The organism is Erwinia sp. 9145 (genome assembly GCF_000745075.1).
In the GTDB taxonomy this organism is placed as follows: Bacteria; Pseudomonadota; Gammaproteobacteria; order Enterobacterales; family Enterobacteriaceae; genus Erwinia; species Erwinia oleae.
Genome location: NZ_JQNE01000001.1, coordinates 2,822,771 through 2,841,496 on the forward strand (window position 1 = coordinate 2,822,771; position 18,726 = coordinate 2,841,496).

General features: G+C 55.1%; 18 protein-coding genes. 15 read left to right on the forward strand and 3 right to left on the reverse strand.

Going from position 1 to position 18,726, the window contains the following annotated elements:
• Nucleotides 1–81: 81 nt before the first annotated feature.
• The 3 genes from FA91_RS13470 (at nucleotide 82) to speG (ending at nucleotide 2,773) form a co-directional block, all read left to right on the forward strand.
• On the forward strand, nucleotides 82–813 hold the full coding sequence (locus FA91_RS13470; RefSeq protein WP_034916465.1) for an SDR family oxidoreductase: 732 nt from the start codon (nucleotides 82–84) through the stop codon (nucleotides 811–813).
• A 407-nt stretch (nucleotides 814–1,220) separates the two neighbouring features.
• A complete protein-coding gene (locus FA91_RS13475; RefSeq protein WP_034919319.1) occupies nucleotides 1,221–2,087 on the forward strand; it encodes a nucleoside-specific channel-forming protein Tsx in 867 nt (288 codons plus the stop codon).
• Nucleotides 2,088–2,206: 119 nt separating this feature from the next.
• Complete coding sequence (gene speG, locus FA91_RS13480; RefSeq protein WP_034916467.1) at nucleotides 2,207–2,773, forward strand: spermidine N1-acetyltransferase; 567 nt, start codon at nucleotides 2,207–2,209, stop codon at nucleotides 2,771–2,773.
• A gap of 35 nt (nucleotides 2,774–2,808) precedes the next feature.
• Here speG and FA91_RS13485 read toward each other — a convergent pair whose 3' ends face one another.
• Both FA91_RS13485 and FA91_RS13490 read right to left on the reverse strand, forming a co-directional pair.
• Entirely contained in the window at nucleotides 2,809–3,228 is a 420-nt protein-coding gene (locus FA91_RS13485) for a hypothetical protein (protein WP_034916469.1), read from the reverse strand.
• A gap of 162 nt (nucleotides 3,229–3,390) precedes the next feature.
• Nucleotides 3,391–3,726, reverse strand: coding sequence for a DUF2002 family protein (locus tag FA91_RS13490; RefSeq protein ID WP_034916470.1), 336 nt, complete (start codon nucleotides 3,724–3,726; stop codon nucleotides 3,391–3,393).
• 216 nt (nucleotides 3,727–3,942) lie between these two features.
• Here FA91_RS13490 and FA91_RS13495 point away from each other — a divergent pair, with 216 nt between their 5' ends.
• The 12 genes from FA91_RS13495 (at nucleotide 3,943) to emrB (ending at nucleotide 17,162) form a co-directional block, all read left to right on the forward strand.
• Nucleotides 3,943–4,275, forward strand: a complete 333-nt coding sequence (locus tag FA91_RS13495; protein WP_034916471.1) for a DUF883 family protein — start codon at nucleotides 3,943–3,945, stop codon at nucleotides 4,273–4,275.
• A 265-nt stretch (nucleotides 4,276–4,540) separates the two neighbouring features.
• Nucleotides 4,541–4,780 carry a glutaredoxin-like protein NrdH gene (nrdH, locus tag FA91_RS13500; RefSeq protein ID WP_034916473.1) on the forward strand — a complete coding sequence of 80 codons (240 nt, stop codon included), beginning with the start codon at nucleotides 4,541–4,543 and terminating at the stop codon, nucleotides 4,778–4,780.
• A complete protein-coding gene (gene nrdI / locus FA91_RS13505; protein ID WP_034916474.1) occupies nucleotides 4,777–5,187 on the forward strand; it encodes a class Ib ribonucleoside-diphosphate reductase assembly flavoprotein NrdI in 411 nt (136 codons plus the stop codon). The genes nrdH and nrdI overlap by 4 nt, the downstream gene beginning before the upstream one ends.
• A complete protein-coding gene (gene nrdE, locus FA91_RS13510; protein WP_072032308.1) occupies nucleotides 5,184–7,307 on the forward strand; it encodes a class 1b ribonucleoside-diphosphate reductase subunit alpha in 2,124 nt (707 codons plus the stop codon). The genes nrdI and nrdE overlap by 4 nt, the downstream gene beginning before the upstream one ends.
• Nucleotides 7,308–7,331: 24 nt before the next feature.
• Nucleotides 7,332–8,291, forward strand: coding sequence for a class 1b ribonucleoside-diphosphate reductase subunit beta (nrdF, locus tag FA91_RS13515; RefSeq protein WP_034916476.1), 960 nt, complete (start codon nucleotides 7,332–7,334; stop codon nucleotides 8,289–8,291).
• A gap of 381 nt (nucleotides 8,292–8,672) precedes the next feature.
• Nucleotides 8,673–9,872 carry a glycine betaine/L-proline ABC transporter ATP-binding protein ProV gene (gene proV / locus FA91_RS13520; RefSeq protein ID WP_034916478.1) on the forward strand — a complete coding sequence of 400 codons (1,200 nt, stop codon included), beginning with the start codon at nucleotides 8,673–8,675 and terminating at the stop codon, nucleotides 9,870–9,872.
• Complete coding sequence (proW, locus tag FA91_RS13525; protein WP_034916480.1) at nucleotides 9,865–11,040, forward strand: glycine betaine/L-proline ABC transporter permease ProW; 1,176 nt, start codon at nucleotides 9,865–9,867, stop codon at nucleotides 11,038–11,040. The genes proV and proW overlap by 8 nt, the downstream gene beginning before the upstream one ends.
• Before the next feature lie 63 nt (nucleotides 11,041–11,103).
• Complete coding sequence (proX, locus tag FA91_RS13530) at nucleotides 11,104–12,099, forward strand: glycine betaine/L-proline ABC transporter substrate-binding protein ProX (protein ID WP_034916482.1); 996 nt, start codon at nucleotides 11,104–11,106, stop codon at nucleotides 12,097–12,099.
• A 133-nt stretch (nucleotides 12,100–12,232) separates the two neighbouring features.
• Nucleotides 12,233–13,417: an MFS transporter gene (locus FA91_RS13535; protein WP_034916484.1), complete on the forward strand. Its 1,185-nt coding sequence runs from the start codon at nucleotides 12,233–12,235 to the stop codon at nucleotides 13,415–13,417.
• 325 nt (nucleotides 13,418–13,742) lie between these two features.
• Complete coding sequence (mprA, locus tag FA91_RS13540; RefSeq protein ID WP_034916485.1) at nucleotides 13,743–14,288, forward strand: transcriptional repressor MprA; 546 nt, start codon at nucleotides 13,743–13,745, stop codon at nucleotides 14,286–14,288.
• Between the two features lie 148 nt (nucleotides 14,289–14,436).
• Nucleotides 14,437–15,609 carry a multidrug efflux MFS transporter periplasmic adaptor subunit EmrA gene (emrA, locus tag FA91_RS13545; protein WP_034916486.1) on the forward strand — a complete coding sequence of 391 codons (1,173 nt, stop codon included), beginning with the start codon at nucleotides 14,437–14,439 and terminating at the stop codon, nucleotides 15,607–15,609.
• Nucleotides 15,610–15,626: 17 nt separating this feature from the next.
• On the forward strand, nucleotides 15,627–17,162 hold the full coding sequence (gene emrB, locus FA91_RS13550; protein WP_034916487.1) for a multidrug efflux MFS transporter permease subunit EmrB: 1,536 nt from the start codon (nucleotides 15,627–15,629) through the stop codon (nucleotides 17,160–17,162).
• Nucleotides 17,163–17,211: 49 nt separating this feature from the next.
• On the opposite strand, the gene aldA is transcribed toward emrB, so the two are convergent.
• Complete coding sequence (gene aldA / locus FA91_RS13555; RefSeq protein ID WP_034916488.1) at nucleotides 17,212–18,651, reverse strand: aldehyde dehydrogenase; 1,440 nt, start codon at nucleotides 18,649–18,651, stop codon at nucleotides 17,212–17,214.
• Nucleotides 18,652–18,726: the final 75 nt, after the last annotated feature.

Below are 18,726 nucleotides of genomic sequence, written 5' to 3' on the forward strand. Positions count from 1 at the left end.
ATATATCTGGTGCGTAATTGACATCAGATATACAGAATGTATTTTCTGAAGTCCATATCAGAGACATCAGAGGGCAGTAAAATGCAAAAATTAACAGGTAAAACAGCGGTTGTGACCGGTGGCGGCAGTGGGATCGGGCTGGCGATCGCTCAGCGCTTTGCCCGCGAAGGCGCGCACGTTTTTATTACCGGTCGTCGCCAGGCAGAACTTGATAACGCGGTGAAGCAGGCGGAAGGATCGATCACCGCTGTTCAGGGCGATATGACGAAAGAGGCGGATCTGGCCCGACTCTTTACCGCGGTTAAAGCACACAAGGGAACACTTGATATCCTTGTGACAAATGCCGGCGTCTCAGAACCCGCGATGCTGCATACGATTACGCCCGCCCACTACGACAAAATATTTAATCTGAACGCCCGCGCCACGCTCTTCACCGTCCAGGGCGCATTACCGCTGATGCCGCACGGCAGCGCAGTGGTACTCATCGGATCTATTGCAGGTTTTATCGGCACGCCCGGTTATGGTGTTTATGGGGCGTCGAAAGCCGCCACGCGTGCATTTTCACGTACCTGGACAAAAGAGCTTGCCGACCGTGGCGTTCGCGTAAATACGCTCAGTCCGGGGCCCATTGATACGCCAATGTTTGATGAAGTGACCGATGAGATGCGCAAAGCGTTAACCGACATGATCCCGTTGGGTCGCCTGGGTAAACCAGAAGAAGTGGCGGCGGCGGCGCTCTTTCTGGCGTCTGATGAAAGCAGCTACATCGCCGGCGCCGAATTATGCATCGACGGCGGGATGGCGCAGGTGTAATCACGCCGCATGGATAAAGTGAATGCCGCAGGGAGGCGGCGGTATAACCATAAGCTGCACTTATTGCTGTTCCCCCTGCCCTGTTCACCGTGCGCTGTTCTTTTTTTTGCGAGCGCTTATCGGTCTGCGCAAACCATTTCGACCGGCTGTGAAATATTTTTCCGTGTGGACATAAACACATCCCAATAAAACGTGATTTATATCACGTTTTCCCTTTTATTAAATGAAACAGAGTTTGACAAGTGTGAGCAATATCTATTTCCTAATGCGCGAATAACGGCACACTTGCCGCGTTCTTCACGGGTGCTTCCTGCTGACTATCAGCCACCCTTTCTCCCGACTGAAACTTAATAAGACCCGCGCAGTGGCGGCAGAACAGGGTCGTTAAGTATGTGGTAAAAAATAAAATGAAATATAAATTTCTGATGGCTGGCGCACTTGCGGCGCTCTCTTATAGCGTCTCGTCAACCGCTGCTTCTGAAGGCCCGGAGTTCGCCTCCGACTGGTGGCATCAGAGCGTGAACGTGGTGGGCAGTTATCACACGCGTTTCGGGCCGCAGTTTAACAATGATGTTTACCTCGAATATGAAGCCTTCGCCAAAAAAGACTGGTTCGATTTTTATGGCTATCTCGATCTGACCAACTTCTTTGGCACAGGCAACTCAAATGCTAACGGCATTTTCGATCACGGTTCACCCATGTTTATGGAGATCGAACCGCGTTTTTCCATCGACAAACTGACCAATACCGATCTGAGCTTCGGGCCATTTAAAGAGTGGTACTTCGCTAACAACTATATCTACGATATGGGCCGCAACAGCGATAACCGCCAGAACACCTGGTTTATGGGTCTGGGCACCGATATCGATACGCATTCAGACATCGGGCTGTCGCTGAACGTTTATGCGAAGTATCAGTGGGAAAACTACGGCGCCGCCAATGAAAACAGCTGGGATGGCTATCGCTTCAAGGTGAAATACTTCGTGCCGATCACCACCCTGTGGGGCGGTAACCTCGGCTACGTTGGCTTTACCAACTTCGACTGGGGTTCCGATCTGCGTGATAAAACTGACGCATCGCGCACCAGCAACTCCATCGCCTCCAGCCATATCCTGTCGCTGGGCTATGACCACTGGCATTATTCGGTGGTGGCGCGTTATTTCCATAATGGCGGCCAGTGGGCAGATGGTCAGGAGCTGAATTTCGGACGCGGTCCGTTTGAGGTGAAATCGACCGGCTGGGGTTATTACCTGGTGGTGGGCTATAACTTCTGATCCCCCTGCTTCCACGTCAGCGCAACCGCTGGCGTGGTTCTTTCCCCCGTTCATGACTGCTTTTTATTGCCCTCCGACGTATACTTCCTCAGAAAATATTATTTTTATGGAAGGTATTTATGTCAGCCATGCCTGTCGGAGACGGCGTAAAGCTTCGCCCCCTGGAACGCGAGGATTTACCTTTCGTTCATCAGCTTGATAATAACGCCAGCGTCATGCGCTACTGGTTCGAAGAGCCGTATGAGGCGTTTGTTGAACTGTCAGATCTTTATGATAAACACATTCACGATCAGAGCGAACGCCGGTTCGTGGTTGAACATGAAGGCAGCAAGGCCGGGCTGGTTGAACTGGTCGAGATTAACCACATTCACCGCCGCGCCGAATTTCAAATTATTATTGATCCTAACCATCAGGGTAAAGGACTCGGCAGCAAAGCGGCCCGTCTGGCGATGGAATACGGTTTTTCCGTGCTCAATCTTTATAAGCTGTATCTGATTGTTGATAAGGAAAACGAGAAAGCGATTCACATCTATACGCGCCTTGGATTTAAAATCGAAGGGGAGCTGATCCACGAATTCTTTATTAACGGTGAATATCGCAATACCATCCGCATGTGTATTTTCCAGCATCAATACCTGGAACATACCAAACCCACGCACGCTATGGTAAAACCGACCGCGCAATAGCGCATCAGGGCGGCCTGGCCGCCCCGTTTCTGTTATCAGCCGCGTGCGCCAACCGGATTCATAATGGTATGGACGTTTTCCGGCTCAATGTTGTACATGCCGCCGTTAAACGGATCGATAATCAACCAGCCGGGAACGCCGCCCAAAGGTATATTGCCAAAGATGTACCAGAGATTCGGGTGCTCCTGAAGCGGAATGGTTTTTGACACGTAGCCTTCCCGCTCAAGCATCAACAGATACTTCTTCTTACCAAAATAGGTGCCGTCGGATTTCAGCAGCGTTACGGTTTGCGGTGTTAAACCTTCGGCAACCGCCCGGCCCGTTTCATCCTGCACCACAAACTTCACGCCCGGCGGCCAGGTCTGAACAGACACATCCTGCGTTTTATCGCCAACGATGGTTGCGCAGCCGCTCAGTAACCATGCTGACGCCAGCACCAGTAACAGCTTTTTCATAAGGTTTCCTGCGTCCTGAAAGAGTTAAAAACAGTCTAAGCGTAAAGCGGCAGGTTTTCATTATTTCCGCCCGATAAGAGCAGGCGTAATAAGGGAAATTTTTAGCGGGTTATGGCGAATATCAGGACGAGGCAGGCGCGCGACGAATCGCCGCACGATAGGTTAGTCAAACATCTGCTTCAGGTAGCGCTCCAGCGCCGCACGCGAGCTGAAACCGTGAGGGATGCCGTAGTGATGCTGGCTGTCGTCGTTCAGATACATGGGAAACTGTACGTAATGTTCGCAGGTTTTGAGATCGGACGCGGGGTGGGCGAAATCATGGCTTTTTTCCTTCAGCACCGGGTGAATGATCAACGCCGTGCGACCCATTCGTGCTTCACGATTCACGTATACATAATCCTCACCGCGACGATATCCGTAGACTTTAGTCGTGACGGCGTCCCTCTCAAACCCCGCCTTTTCCAGTACGCGAGCAACCTCATCAGGGCGTAAATACATGCTTATTCCTCTACTAAACTGTCTGACCCGGCCACACCACGTTGTGCCCGGCAACCGCACGCAGTAGCGCACAATTGCGGGACACAGCCTACAACAGCGTGAAGGGCGGTCGCATTCGGATTAATCCATAAACGCGCCCTTTTATGCCCCGCTTCGCTAAAAGCGTGAAGGATAGTCTACAGTTAAGAGTGTGTTTCATTTCAAAGGGAAAGCATTATGTTTAACCGTGCGAGCAAGAAAGAAGACCTCGACATTGATATTAATCAGGACGTCACTGAGCTGGCCGACACCCTTGATGCATTATTAAAATCCTACGGCAGCAAGACGAAAGATGAAGTTGACGATGCCCGTTCGCGTGCCGAGACGCTGCTGAAGCAGACGCGCGCAAAATTAGGCGGCAGCAATCGTGTGACGAAAGTCGCGAAGGACGCGGGCGTGCAGGTTGACAGCTACGTTCGTGATAACCCGTGGTATGGCGTCGGTATCGGTGCCGCGCTGGGGGTATTTCTCGGCGCACTGATTGCGACAACCACGCAGTCACGCTACTAGTTCCTGACGTTTGTCTCAATCATCCCTGCGGCGAAAGCCGTGGGGATTTTTTTTTGCTGTCTGAATCCGCTTCCTGCCTGGCTTCCCCGCCTGACGGCTAAGAAAAGATTAAAATCCTTCAATGTGTAAGGTTGCATTTCACGACCACTATATCTAGTATTCAGATATCACATCAGCCACTACATATGGCGAAACGGCGGCGCGAGAAGCCAGAAGTCAACGCGTCAGAGCACGATAAAACCGGCCAACAAGGTGAATACGAATCATGCGCATTATTATTTACACAAAAGATAACTGTGTCCAGTGCAACGCCACGAAAAATGCAATGGATAAAAAAGGCATTGCTTATCAGGTGGTTAACCTTGACCAGCAGCCTGATGAGATTGAAGCGCTGCGCGCGCTCGGCTATCGTCAGGTGCCGGTGGTGATGAACGGGCAGGATCACTGGAGCGGTTTCCGCCCGGACAAGATCTCTGCGCTGAGTCAGACTGCCGCAGTTGCCTGATCGTGCTGGTCTACTTCTCCAGCCAGTCAGAGAACACGCACCGTTTTGTGCTGCGTACCGGCCTGCCTGCCCGCCGCATTCCGCTTGATCATGCGCAGCGGCTACGCATCGACCAGCCTTATGTGCTGGTGGTGCCCAGCTACGGCGGCGGTTCAAGCCGTGGCGCCGTGCCGAAGCAGGTGATCCAGTTTCTGAACGACGTTCATAACCGTGCGCTGATCCGGGGTGTTATCGCTTCCGGTAATCGAAACTTTGGCGAGGCCTACTGCCTTGCGGGCAGCATCATTGCGCAAAAGTGCGCCGTCCCCTGCCTCTATCGCTTCGAACTGCTGGGCACCGCCGACGACGTCGCAAACGTATATCAGGGAGTAACTGAATTTTGGCAGCGACAGAAAGTACACTCATGAATGCCCCAGCCGCGCTGGATTACCACTCGCTTAATGCGATGCTCAATCTTTATGACGCCGACGGCAACATCCAGTTTGAGAAAGATCGCGAAGCCACGCGCCACTATTTTATTCAGCACGTGCTGCCGAACAGCGTACAGTTTGCCTCCGTTGAAGAACGCCTGCGCTATCTTGTCGCGGAAGGTTATTACGAGGCCGGCGTGCTGAACGCGTACCCGTTCACTTTTGTTACCTCGCTTTTCGCGCAGGCGTATCAACGCCGCTTCCGCTTCCAGACCTTCCTCGGCGCCTGGAAGTTTTATACCAGCTATACGCTGAAAACCTTCGACGGTAAGCGCTACCTGGAAGGTTTTACCGAGCGCGTCTGTATGGTGGCGCTGACGCTGGCGAAAGGCGATCAGCCGCTGGCGCTGGCGCTGATGGAAGAGATGCTCTCCGGCCGTTTCCAGCCCGCCACGCCGACGTTCCTCAACTGCGGCAAACAGCAGCGCGGCGAACTGGTGTCGTGCTTCCTGCTGCGTATTGAAGACAATATGGAGTCGATTGGCCGGGCGGTGAACTCCGCGCTTCAGCTCTCTAAACGCGGCGGCGGCGTGGCGTTTTTGCTCTCCAACCTGCGGGAAGCGGGCGCGCCGATCAAGCGCATTGAAAATCAGTCCTCTGGCGTGATCCCGGTGATGAAAATGCTGGAAGATGCTTTCTCGTACGCCAACCAGCTTGGCGCGCGTCAGGGCGCGGGTGCCGTGTATCTGCACGCGCACCATCCCGACATCCTGCGCTTTCTGGATACCAAACGCGAAAACGCCGACGAGAAGATCCGCATCAAAACGCTGTCGCTGGGCGTGGTGATCCCCGATATCACTTTCCATCTGGCAAAAAGCAATCAGCCGATGGCGCTGTTTTCGCCTTACGACGTGGAACGCCTTTACGGCCTGCCGTTCGCCGATATCAGCGTCAGCGAAAAGTATGAAGAGATGCTCGCCGACGAGCGCATCCGCAAAACCTTTATCAATCCACGCGAGTTTTTCCAGACGCTGGCGGAGATCCAGTTCGAGTCCGGCTATCCCTACATCATGTTTGAAGACACGGTAAACCGCGCAAATCCAATTGCTGGCCGCATCAATATGAGCAATCTCTGCTCCGAGATCCTCCAGGTGAATACGCCAACCGACTATAACGACGATCTGAGCTATCGCCACATCGGTAAAGATATCTCCTGTAACCTCGGCTCGCTCAATATTGCCCACACCATGGATTCGCCGGATTTAGGGCGCACGGTAGAGATTGCCATCCGCGGCCTGACCGCCGTTTCCGATCAGAGCCATATCGTTTCCGTGCCGTCTGTCGAACGCGGAAATGCGCTGTCGCACGCCATCGGCCTCGGGCAGATGAACCTGCACGGCTACCTGGCGCGTGAGGGCATTCAGTACGGTTCTGAGGCGGCGCTGGATTTCACTAATCTCTATTTCTATACCGTTACCTTTCACGCACTGCGTACCTCAAACCTGATTGCCCTCGAACGCGGTGAGCGCTTTGCCGGATTTGAGGCATCCCGCTACGCCAGCGGCGACTATTTTGAGCAGTATGTGTCGCAAACGTGGCAACCGCGCACCGCCGAAGTCGCGGCGCTGTTTGCCCGCGCGGGCCTGACGCTGCCGACGCAGGATGACTGGCGCAGGCTGCGCGAGGCGGTAATGGAATTCGGCATCTATAACCAGAATCTTCAGGCGATCCCGCCGACCGGATCGATTTCCTATATCAATCACGCGACGTCCAGTATTCATCCGATCGTCTCGCGCATTGAGATCCGCAAAGAGGGCAAAACCGGACGCGTTTACTATCCCGCTCCCTTTATGAATAACGAAAATCAGGCATTTTATCAGGATGCTTACGATATCGGGCCGGAAGCGATTATCGATACCTACGCAGAAGCGACCCGCCATGTCGATCAGGGACTGTCGCTGACGCTGTTTTTCCGTGATACCGCCACCACGCGCGATATCAACCGGGCGCAGATCTACGCCTGGAAGAAAGGCATCAAAACGCTCTATTACATTCGCCTGCGCCAGATGGCGCTGTCAGGAACCGAAGTCGAAGGCTGCGTCTCCTGCTCGCTCTGACATGATAAAAGGCCAAAAAATACCATGACTTTACAACGCGTCCACGCCATAAACTGGAACCAGATTCAGGACGAAAAGGATCTGGAAGTCTGGAACCGCCTGACGGCCAATTTCTGGCTGCCGGAAAAAGTGCCGCTTTCCAATGATATTCCCTCATGGAACAGCCTGAGCGGCGAAGAACAACAGCTTACCATTCGCGTTTTTACCGGACTGACGCTGCTGGATACCATTCAGAATACCGTCGGCGCACCGGCGCTGATGGCGGATGCGCTGACGCCGCATGAAGAAGCGGTGATGTCCAATGTCAGCTTTATGGAAGCGGTACACGCGCGCTCGTACAGCTCCATCTTTTCCACCCTGTGCCATACCACCGATGTGGATGCCGCCTATGCCTGGAGCGAAGCGAACGCGCCGCTTCAGCGCAAGGCGGACATTATTCTTGCGCATTATCACCACGATGATGCGCTGAAGAAGAAAATCGCCAGCGTTTTCCTGGAGTCTTTCCTTTTTTATTCAGGCTTTTACCTGCCCATGTACTGGTCCAGCCGTGGCAAGTTGACCAACACCGCCGACCTGATCCGTCTGATTATCAAAGACGAGGCGGTGCATGGTTACTACATTGGCTATAAGTATCAGAAAGCGCTGGAGAAAGAACCACCCGAACGCAAGGAAGAGCTACAGCAGTTTGCAACAGAACTGCTGCTGGCGCTGTATGAAAACGAGGTCGAGTACACCGACGCGCTATACGGTGGGCTGGGCTGGGCGGAAGAGGTGAAAAAGTTTCTGCATTACAACGCCAATAAGGCTCTGATGAATCTGGGGTACGAGGCGCTTTTCCCGGCTGAGATTGCCAACGTCAATCCTGCCATCCTCGCGGCGTTATCGCCCGGCGCCGATGAAAACCACGACTTTTTCTCCGGCTCCGGCTCGTCTTATGTCATGGGGAAAGCCGTCGATACGGAAGACGAAGACTGGAACTTTTAACCCTTCCGCAGGCGGCTGAAAACATCAGTCGCCTTTATCCGTTTTGCAGGGAATAATAACACGTTGTTCCGCTGGCTGTTGTGAAAATAAATGGCGCTGTCCGCCTGCTTATTACTCGCATATTTTCTCTCCTGTTGTCAGGAATTCACCGCGTTGACGGCTTTTCCTCGCCGAAATATTCTTTTTTTTTCGTTGCCTCAAATCCGCCGTAATCCCTTACCCGCCCTGACTTTTTCGGGATACTCATCTCAAATACTACTTTCAGAAATTTCCATAAGGGTTGTCTCAGAATCTGAGTGTGCTAGGGTATAGGCCGCTAATATTCAGTCAGGGCTATTGAAAAATATAAGATATTCAAACAACCAGGAAACTAATTAATGCATGGCCATTAAACTTGAAGTAAAAAATTTATATAAAGTTTTTGGAGAAAATCCCGACCGCGCTTTTAAATATATTGATAAAGGAATAAGTAAAGAGGCGCTTCTTGAGAAAACAGGACTTTCTCTTGGGGTAAAAGATGCCAGTCTGGCCATTGAAGAAGGCGAGATATTTGTGATCATGGGGCTGTCCGGTTCCGGCAAGTCCACCATGGTTCGCCTTCTCAATCGTCTGATAGAACCCACCCGCGGCCAGGTCATTATTGACGGCGTCGATATCGCGAAAATATCTGAAAGCGAGCTGCGTCAGGTTCGGCGAAATAAGATCAGCATGGTATTCCAGTCATTTGCACTGATGCCTCACATGACGGTCTTAAATAATACCGCCTTCGGCATGGAATTAGCCGGTGTACCACTGGAAGAACGTCAGGAAAAAGCCATTGACGCGCTGCGTCAGGTGGGGCTGGATAATTATTCTCATGCCTATCCGGATGAATTATCGGGCGGCATGCGCCAGCGCGTAGGATTAGCGCGTGCCCTGGCCATCAACCCCGATATATTATTGATGGATGAAGCTTTCTCGGCGCTCGATCCCTTAATCCGCACCGAAATGCAGGATGAACTGGTTAAACTCCAGTCGCGACATCAGCGTACCATCGTCTTTATTTCACACGATCTGGATGAAGCCATGCGCATCGGCGACCGTATCGCCATTATGCAGGGCGGTGAGGTCATTCAGGTCGGCACGCCGGATGAGATCCTGAATAATCCTGCCAATGATTATGTGCGCACCTTCTTTCGCGGCGTGGATATCAGCCACGTGTTCAGCGCGAAGGATATTGCCCGTCGTAGCGCTGGCTCGTTGATGCGTAAGGCGCCGGGTTTCGGCCCGCGTTCGGCCATCAAGCTGCTTCAGGATGAAGACCGCGAATATGGCTACGTGCTGGAAAAACAGAAGTTTATCGGCGTGGTGTCAACCGATTCGCTGAAGGCGGCGTTGGCCGCGGGCGAAGGTCTGGAAGGGGCGCTGCTCTCCGCGCCCGTCGCCGTACCTGGCGATACCTCGCTGAACGATCTGCTGTCGCACGTTGCCGGGGCGCCCTGCGCGGTACCGGTGGTTGGCGAAGACAACCAGTACATCGGCATCATCTCTAAAGGCATGTTATTAAGGGCGCTGGACCGCGAGGGAGCAAGCAATGACTAAGCAATCAACCGATCCATGGGCTGCGGCTTCGGCGCAGCCTGACACAACACAGGCAGCCCCCGCTGCTGATGCCTCGCAAAATGCGGCGAGCAGCGATCCCTGGGCAACCGCGCCCGCCGACGGCGCATCGTCCGCGCCCGCTGATGCAGCAGGCGGCGGAGGCGACGCGTGGGGCTCGCCAGCAGGCGGCGGACACGACGCGGCAGCGAGCAGCGACTGGCTGAGCAGCGCGCCCGCGCCGCAGCCTGAACACTTCAATATTCTCGATCCGTTTCATAAAACGCTGATCCCGCTCGACAGTTGGGTCACCACCGGTATTGACTGGATCGTTACGCATTTTCGCCCGGTGTTTCAGGGCATTCGCGTGCCGATCGACTACATCCTCAGCGCCTTCCAGCATTTCCTCACCGGCATGCCTGCGCCGGTGGCGATTGTACTGTTCGCGCTGATTGCCTGGCAGCTCTCCAGCTTCAGCATGGGCGTTGCGACGCTGGTGTCGCTGATCGTGATTGGCGCGATTGGCGCCTGGTCGCAGGCGATGGTCACGCTGGCGCTGGTGCTGACCGCCCTGCTGTTCTGCGTAATTATCGGGTTGCCGATGGGCATCTGGCTGGCGCGCAGCGAGCGGGCGGCGAAGTTTATTCGACCGCTACTGGATGCGATGCAGACCACGCCGGCCTTTGTCTATCTGGTGCCGATTGTGATGCTGTTTGGTATCGGAAACGTACCGGGCGTGGTGGTGACGATAATCTTTGCCCTGCCGCCGATTATCCGCCTGACCATCCTTGGCATCCGCCAGGTACCGGCGGACCTGATTGAAGCGGCGGAATCTTTCGGCGCCAGTCCGCGCCAGATGCTGTTTAAAGTGCAGCTGCCGCTGGCCATGCCAACCATTATGGCGGGCGTGAACCAGACACTGATGCTCGCGCTGTCGATGGTGGTGATCGCCTCAATGATCGCCGTGGGCGGTCTGGGTCAGATGGTTCTGCGCGGCATTGGCCGGCTGGATATGGGTCTGGCGACCGTAGGCGGCGTTGGGATTGTGATCCTGGCGATTATTCTTGACCGCCTGACGCAGTCGGTTGGACGTGACAGCCGCACCCGTGGCCCGCGCCGCTGGTATGCGAGTGGCCCTCTGGGGCTGCTGATCCGGCCCTTCATCAAATAATTCCTCTCTTCTCGGCGGCGTGCCCGCACGCCGCCAGTGACGAAACATCAATAAGGACTCACTATGCGTAAGACAATACTTCTCGCCGCCACGTTAACCGCGCTGGCCGCCACCCAGGTTTCTGCTGCCGATCTGCCCGGCAAAGGCGTTACCGTAAAACCGGTGCAGAGCACCATTTCCGAAGAGACTTTCCAGACGCTGTTAGTGAGCCGCGCGCTGGAAAAACTTGGTTACACCGTTGAGCAGACCAATGAGGTCGATTACAACGTAGGCTACACCACTATCGCTGCGGGCGACGCCACCTTCATTGCCACCAACTGGAAGCCGCTGCATGACGATATGTATAAAGCCGCAGGCGGCGACGCGAAATTCTACCGGGCAGGCACTTACGTGCAGGGCGCCGCGCAGGGTTATCTGATCGACAAGAAAACCGCAGAAAAATACCACATCACCCGCATCGATCAGCTTAAAGATCCCAGGCTCGCGAAGCTGTTTGACAGCAACGGCGACGGCAAAGCGGACATGACCGGCTGTACGCCTGGCTGGGGCTGTGAAGCGGTGATCAACCACCAGATCAAAGCCTTTGAACTGAGCAACACCGTTGAGCACAATCAGGGCAACTATGCAGCGATGATGGCCGACACCATCAGCCGCTTTAAAGCGGGCAAACCGGTGCTCTATTACACCTGGACGCCGTACTGGGTGAGCGATGTACTGGTGCCGGGCCGTGATGTTGTCTGGTTACAGGTGCCGTTCACCTCCATGCCAGGCGAGCAGAAAAATGTGGAAACCAAACTGCCTAACGGTGCCAACTATGGCTTCCCGGTTAACTCTATGCACATTGTTGCCAATAAGGCATGGGCGGAGAAAAACCCGGCGGCGGCGAAGCTGTTCTCTGAGATGAAGCTACCGATTGCGGATATCAACGCGCAGAATTCCCGTATGCATCAGGGACAGTCTTCAGAAGACGCCATCAATGCGCACGTTGATGGCTGGATCAAAGCGCACCAGGCAGAATTTGACGGCTGGATAAAAGACGCGATGGCGGCGGCAAAATAATTCACGCCCTGCTGATCTGAGGCGGCCTGCGGGCCGCTTTTTTTATGGCAGCGCCGGGAAATTATCTTATGAATGAAATAGTTTTTTAGGTTATTATTCACCTTATTGCTATTTCCTGACCCTGTTGAGTACGATGAAATCTGTTCAGCCCGGACTAAATCCCGCTCTGGTTGCCCTGATGTCGCTGGCAACCGGCCTCGCCGTCGCCTGTAACTACTACGTCCAGCCGCTGCTGGCAACCGTTGCACATACCTTCGATCTCTCCGTCAATCAGGCAGGATTTATCGTGACCACCGCGCAGCTCGGTTACGCCGCCGGGCTGCTGTTGCTGGTGCCGCTGGGCGATATGCTGGAGCGCCGGGGGCTGATCGTGGTGATGACCCTGCTGGCGGCAGGCGGTATGGTGATTACTGCCCTCTCGCCCACGCTGCCGCTGATGCTGCTGGGCACTGCGCTGACAGGTCTGTTTTCCGTGGTGGCGCAGATTCTGGTGCCGCTTGCCGCGACGCTGGCCGAGCCGGCGAAACGCGGCAAAGTGGTCGGCACGGTGATGAGCGGGCTGCTGCTGGGCATCCTGCTGGCCCGCACCGTTGCGGGCGGACTGGCGCAGCTTGGCGGCTGGCGCACTGTTTACTGGGTCGCCAGCGTGCTGATGGCGTTGATGGCACTGGCGCTCTGGCGCTATTTGCCCCGTTATAAGCAGGCGGTCTCCCTCAACTATGGGCAGCTTCTTGGTTCCATTTTTACGCTGTTCATCTCCTCACCGCTGCTGAGAACACGGGCGCTAACCGGCTGCCTGGCCTTCGCTAACTTCAGCATACTGTGGACATCAATGGCCTTTCTGCTGGCCGCTGAGCCTTATCACTATTCCGAAGGCGCCATTGGTCTGCTGGGCCTGGTTGGCGCTGCGGGTGCGCTGGCCGCGCGTCAGGCCGGTTCACTGGCGGACAGCGGCAAAGCGAAGATCACCACTACCGTCGGGCTACTGATCATGCTGCTTTCGTGGCTGTTCACCGCGCTGGGCGGCCATTCGCTGATCGCATTGATCGTTGGCATTATCCTGCTGGATCTGGCGGTACAGGGCGTGCATATCACTAATCAAAGCGTTATCTATCGCGAGATGCCTGAAGCGCGCAACCGGCTTACCGCAGGCTACATGACCAGCTATTTCATCGGTGGCGCGGCAGGCTCATTGATCTCCGCCAGCGCCTATCATTTCGCAGGCTGGACGGGCGTCTGTGTGGCGGGCGTTATTTTAAACGTATTGAATTTACTGCAATGGTGGCGCGGCGCACATCATGAAGCGGTGAATTATTAGGCCGCATATAGTAAATATCAGAAATTTCTGCCTTATCGACCTGTTAAGCGGCTGGACACTTTGATAAGGTAAGGCTGTGGTTATGATCAGGCTCATATTTACGCGCGTAATTATAAGATGGGAAAACAGCCCCCGCCTCAGGCGCGCAATACTTATGGGATCTGACCACCCTTTTTAGCTTATCAAATTTTCCATTGATAGCACCCGCATCGACTTTCCGATGCTGTTCACCTTCCAGGTGACGGAGCAACCTGGACACGATTGACGGCGTCACCGCCCGCCGCCGTCATTATATTACTCGTTGCAAATTGTGAGGTTTTACCAAATGGAAAGTTCGTTTACTCCCATTGAACAGATGCTACATTTTCGCGCTAACCGTCACAAAGATTTTCCTTTGCAGGAGATCTTACTGACGCGTCTCTGTATGCATATGCAGAGCAAGCTGCTGGAAAATCGCAATAAGATGCTGAAAGCTCAGGGGATTAACGAGACGCTGTTTATGGCGCTGATCACGCTGGATGCACAGGAAGATCACAGTATTCAGCCTTCGGAGCTGAGTTCCGCGCTCGGTTCGTCACGCACCAACGCCACCCGTATTGCCGATGAGCTGGAAAAGCGTGGTTGGATCGAGCGTCGCGAAAGCGATAACGATCGCCGTTGCCTGCACCTGCATCTGACCGAAAAGGGTAAAGAGTTTCTTCGACAGCTTTTGCCGCCTCAGCATCAGAGCCTGCAACTTCTGTGGTCTTCTCTCTCCGCCGCTGAAAAAACACAGCTTGAAGAGATTACGCGTAAGCTACTGACCAGACTGGATAAAATGGATGAAGAGCAGGTGATTTCTTCACTCTCTCGCCAGAATTTGAAGCAATAGCATATTGTGCGACAACCGCGACGCCAGATATCGCTATTTTAGTGCACCCATTTTCGACCCATGCCAGCGCCAGTGCGCTGGCATTTTTGACTTCGGGCCTGACAAACCAGGCAGGCCCGTGATAGCAGATTAAAACGTGGAGAAAACCATGAGTGCAAATGCGGAGACGCAGAACCCGCAACAGCCGGCCAATAAAAAGAAAAAACGTAAAGGTGCGTTGCTTCTGCTGGCTGCGGTGTTGATTGTCATTGGCGTCGCCTGGCTGATTTACTGGTTCCTGGTGCTGCGTCATTATCAGGAGACCGATGATGCCTACGTGGCGGGGAATCAGGCGCAGATCATGGCGCAGGTTTCCGGTAGCGTGAACAAGGTCTGGTTCGACAATACCGACTACGTCAAAAAGGGTCAGGTGCTGCTGACGCTGGATAAAACGGATGCCGAACAGGCGTTTGAAAAGGCGCAGACCGCACTCGCCACCAGCGTGCGTCAGACGCATCAGATGATCATCAACGGCAGGCAGTATCAGGCCACCATCGAACTGCAAAAAACGGCGCTTGAACAGGCGCAGGCTGACCTGAAACGTCGTGAGCCGTTGGGCGCCGCCAATTTGATTGGCCGTGAAGATCTGCAACATGCGCGCAATGCCGTTGCGACCGCGAAGGCCCAGCTTGACGTGGCGATGCAGCAGTACAACGCCAATCAGGCAATGGTTCTGAATACCTCGCTGGAAAACCAGCCTGCGGTAAAACAGAGCGCCGCAGAACTGCGCGACGCCTGGCTGGCGCTGAAGCGCACCGAAGTGGTCAGCCCGATTGACGGCTTCGTTTCGCGCCGCAGCGTGCAGGTTGGCTCGCAGATCACCTCCACTACGCCGCTGATGGCGATTGTGCCCGCTAACAACCTGTGGGTGGACGCCAACTTCAAGGAAACCCAACTGGCGGGCGTGCGAATCGGCCAGACCGCGACCGTGGTCAGCGATATCTACGGCGACGATGTGACCTATCACGGCAAGGTGGTCGGCCTGGATATGGGCACCGGCAGCGCCTTCTCGCTGCTGCCCGCGCAGAACGCCACCGGCAACTGGATTAAGGTTGTTCAGCGCCTGCCGGTGCGTATCGAACTCGATCCGCAGGAAGTGGAAAAGCATCCGCTGCGCATTGGTCTTTCCACCCTGGTAACAGTGGATACCAGCAACGCGGACGGTGCCGTGTTGGCTACCAGCGCTCGCCAGACGCCCGCCTATCAAAGCGATGCGCTGGCGCTGGATCTGGCACCGGCCAACCAGATGATTGCTGAGATCATTCGTGCCAATGCGAACTGAGAAAGCGGGAGGCTGTTATGGCGCAAAAACCGCTTGAAGGCATGCCGCTGGTTCTGATGACCATCGCGCTGTCGCTGGCCACCTTTATGCAGGTGCTTGACTCAACCATCGCCAACGTGGCGATACCGACGATTGCCGGTAACCTTGGCGCGTCGAACTCGCAGGGCACCTGGGTTATCACCTCGTTTGGCGTGGCGAACGCCATTTCGATTCCGATAACCGGGTGGCTGGCGAAGCGCGTCGGTGAAGTGAAGCTCTTTGTCTGGGCCACGGCGGCGTTCGCCGTGGCTTCCTGGCTGTGCGGCATGTCAGAAAGCCTTTCCATGCTGATCTTCTTTCGCGTTATCCAGGGCGTGGTGGCCGGGCCGCTGATCCCGCTGTCGCAAAGCCTGCTGCTCAGTAACTATCCGCCCGCCAAACGCAGCATCGCGCTCTCATTATGGGCGATGACGGTAATCGTTGCGCCTATCTGCGGCCCGATCCTTGGCGGCTGGATCAGTGATAACTATCACTGGGGCTGGATCTTCTTCATCAACGTGCCGATTGGCGTCGTGGTGGTGATGCTGACGCTTCAGACGCTGCGCAATCGCGAAACTGCCACGGTGGTGCGTCCCATTGATATTGTCGGGCTGACGCTGCTGGTGGTGGGCATTGGCTCTTTGCAGGTAATGCTCGATCGCGGCAAAGAACTGGACTGGTTCAGCTCACAGGAGATCATCACCTTAACCATTGTGGCGGTGATTGCCCTGGCGGTACTGTTGATCTGGGAGCTGACGGACGACCATCCGATCGTCGATCTGTCGCTGTTTAAGTCGCGTAACTTCACCATCGGTTGTCTGTCGATAAGCCTGGCGTACATGCTCTACTTCGGCTCCATCGTGCTGTTGCCGCAGTTGTTGCAGGAGGTCTATGGCTACACGGCCACATGGGCCGGACTGGCCTCGGCGCCGGTAGGGATCATCCCGGTTATTCTGTCGCCGATTATTGGCCGTTTCGCCCATCGCCTTGATATGCGCAAGCTGGTGACCTTCAGCTTTATCATGTACGCCATTTGCTTTTACTGGCGCGCCTACACCTTTGAACCGGGAATGGATTTCGGCGCCTCCGCGTGGCCGCAGTTTATTCAGGGCTTCGCCGTGGCCTGCTTCTTTATGCCGTTGACCACCATTACCCTCTCCGGTTTGCCGCCGGAACGGCTGGCGGCGGCATCAAGCCTGTCGAACTTTACGCGAACGCTGGCGGGCTCCATCGGCACCTCGATCACCACCACCCTGTGGTCGAACCGGGAATCAATGCACCACAGCCAGCTTAGCGAGTCAGTGAATGCTTACAACGTGAATTCGCAGGAGATGTACCGCAAGCTGGAAGGGATGGGGATGAGCCACGATCAGGCGTCCTCATGGATAGCGCAGCAGATCACCAACCAGGGGTTGATTATTTCCGCTAACGAAATTTTCTGGGTATCGGCCGGGATATTCATTTTGCTGCTGGTGTTGATCTGGTTTGCTCGTCCGCCGTTCAGTTCCGGCGGTGGCGGCGGCGGCGCGCACTGACGTACCCTGATGCCAGTCAGCGAACCTGACTGGCATTTTTTATGGGTGATTAATCCTGCAACTGGAGGTAAGCAACGTGCGTCTGGAGATACTCCTCCAGCCCGTGACGCCCGTCCGCACCGCCGATGCCGGATTTGCGCCAGCCCGCGTGAAAGCCCTGCATCGCTTCAAAGTTCTCACGGTTGACGTAGGTTTCGCCAAATTTCAGCTTGCGCAGCGCAATGAAGGTGTTGTTGAGATCCCGCGTATAGAGCGATGAGGTCAGGCCATATTCGCAGTCGTTTGCCAGCGCGATCGCCTCATCCAGCGTTGTAAAGCTCATCACCGGCAGCACCGGCCCGAAAATCTCGTCCCGCACGATCTCCATATCCTGCCGCACATCGGTGATGATGGTCGGTTCAAAAAAGAAACCTTTAGTGCCAACGCGTTTACCGCCGAGCACCACTCTGCCGCCCTGTGCCACGGCGGTGGCAACCTTCTCCTCAACGCGTGCCAGCGCGGCGGCGGTGATCAGCGGCCCCATATCGATTTCCGCCTGCTCTGCCGGATCGCCAAATTTTACCGCTTTGAAAGCGGCGATCAGCGCAGTCATAAACCGATCGTAAATACCCGCCTGCACGTAGACGCGCTCGGCACAGTTACACACCTGACCGGTATTGATCACCCGCGAACTGACAATCGCCTTTACCGCTACGTCGATATCGGCATCGTCCATGACAATCGCGGGCGCTTTACCGCCTAACTCGAGGGAGACTTTTGTTACGTTTTTTGCCGCCGCCGTCATCGTCGCAATACCTGCGCCCACGCTGCCGGTCAGGCTGACCAGACCGACTTTCGGGTTGGATGCCAACGCCTGCCCCACTTCCGGCCCGTAACCATAGACCAGATTCAGCACGCCTTTTGGCAAGCCGACCTGATGCACGATTTCAGCAAAGATCCCGGCATTGTTTGGCGTCAGCTCGCTCGGTTTAATCACGATTGTGTTGCCGGTCACCAGCGCAGGCGCGGCTTTACGGGCAATCAGGAAAAACGGAAAGTTCCACGGCAAAATGCCGGTGGTCACGCCAATCGCCTTTTTGAAAACAAAGATGTTTTCATTGGCGCGGTCGCTGTTGACGATAGCGCCTTCGTAGCGCCGCGCCCACTCGGCCATGTAATCGAAATAGTCTGCGGTGAACATCACCTCGGTATGCGCCAGCGCGTGGGTTTTACCGCCTTCGGCCACCAGAGCGTTGGTCAGATCGGCCACACGCTCGCGGATGGCGCTGGCGAGCTTACGCAGCCAGCGACCGCGTTCTACGGCAGGCAACGCTTCCCAGGCCGGCTGTGCTGCATCGGCGGCGTTGATGGCCCGGTTGGCCTCCTGCGCGGTGCCCTGAGGGATACGCGACAGCAGCACTTCCGTTGCCGGGTTGATGACATCGATCCAGGTTTCTTCAGAATGAGCGACAAAGTCGCCGTTAATATAGTGCTGTAGATATGTTGTCATTTGCAAAATCTCCGATGCCATTTTGTTAAAACAATGTTTTTTGCAAATGCAGCGTGCAATGGTTCGTCATGTCAC

Excerpts from the sequence above, each read along its gene's own strand:
- FA91_RS13470 (WP_034916465.1), top strand. The coding sequence starts at position 82 with ATGCAAAAATTAACAGGTAAAACAGCGGTTGTGACCGGTGGCGGCAGT.
- FA91_RS13475 (WP_034919319.1), top strand. The coding sequence starts at position 1,221 with ATGAAATATAAATTTCTGATGGCTGGCGCACTTGCGGCGCTCTCTTAT.
- speG (WP_034916467.1), top strand. The coding sequence starts at position 2,207 with ATGTCAGCCATGCCTGTCGGAGACGGCGTAAAGCTTCGCCCCCTGGAA.
- FA91_RS13485 (WP_034916469.1), bottom strand. The coding sequence starts at position 3,228 with ATGAAAAAGCTGTTACTGGTGCTGGCGTCAGCATGGTTACTGAGCGGC.
- FA91_RS13490 (WP_034916470.1), bottom strand. The coding sequence starts at position 3,726 with ATGTATTTACGCCCTGATGAGGTTGCTCGCGTACTGGAAAAGGCGGGG.
- FA91_RS13495 (WP_034916471.1), top strand. The coding sequence starts at position 3,943 with ATGTTTAACCGTGCGAGCAAGAAAGAAGACCTCGACATTGATATTAAT.
- nrdH (WP_034916473.1), top strand. The coding sequence starts at position 4,541 with ATGCGCATTATTATTTACACAAAAGATAACTGTGTCCAGTGCAACGCC.
- nrdE (WP_072032308.1), top strand. The coding sequence starts at position 5,184 with ATGAATGCCCCAGCCGCGCTGGATTACCACTCGCTTAATGCGATGCTC.
- nrdF (WP_034916476.1), top strand. The coding sequence starts at position 7,332 with ATGACTTTACAACGCGTCCACGCCATAAACTGGAACCAGATTCAGGAC.
- proV (WP_034916478.1), top strand. The coding sequence starts at position 8,673 with ATGGCCATTAAACTTGAAGTAAAAAATTTATATAAAGTTTTTGGAGAA.
- proW (WP_034916480.1), top strand. The coding sequence starts at position 9,865 with ATGACTAAGCAATCAACCGATCCATGGGCTGCGGCTTCGGCGCAGCCT.
- proX (WP_034916482.1), top strand. The coding sequence starts at position 11,104 with ATGCGTAAGACAATACTTCTCGCCGCCACGTTAACCGCGCTGGCCGCC.
- FA91_RS13535 (WP_034916484.1), top strand. The coding sequence starts at position 12,233 with ATGAAATCTGTTCAGCCCGGACTAAATCCCGCTCTGGTTGCCCTGATG.
- mprA (WP_034916485.1), top strand. The coding sequence starts at position 13,743 with ATGGAAAGTTCGTTTACTCCCATTGAACAGATGCTACATTTTCGCGCT.
- emrA (WP_034916486.1), top strand. The coding sequence starts at position 14,437 with ATGAGTGCAAATGCGGAGACGCAGAACCCGCAACAGCCGGCCAATAAA.
- emrB (WP_034916487.1), top strand. The coding sequence starts at position 15,627 with ATGGCGCAAAAACCGCTTGAAGGCATGCCGCTGGTTCTGATGACCATC.
- aldA (WP_034916488.1), bottom strand. The coding sequence starts at position 18,651 with ATGACAACATATCTACAGCACTATATTAACGGCGACTTTGTCGCTCAT.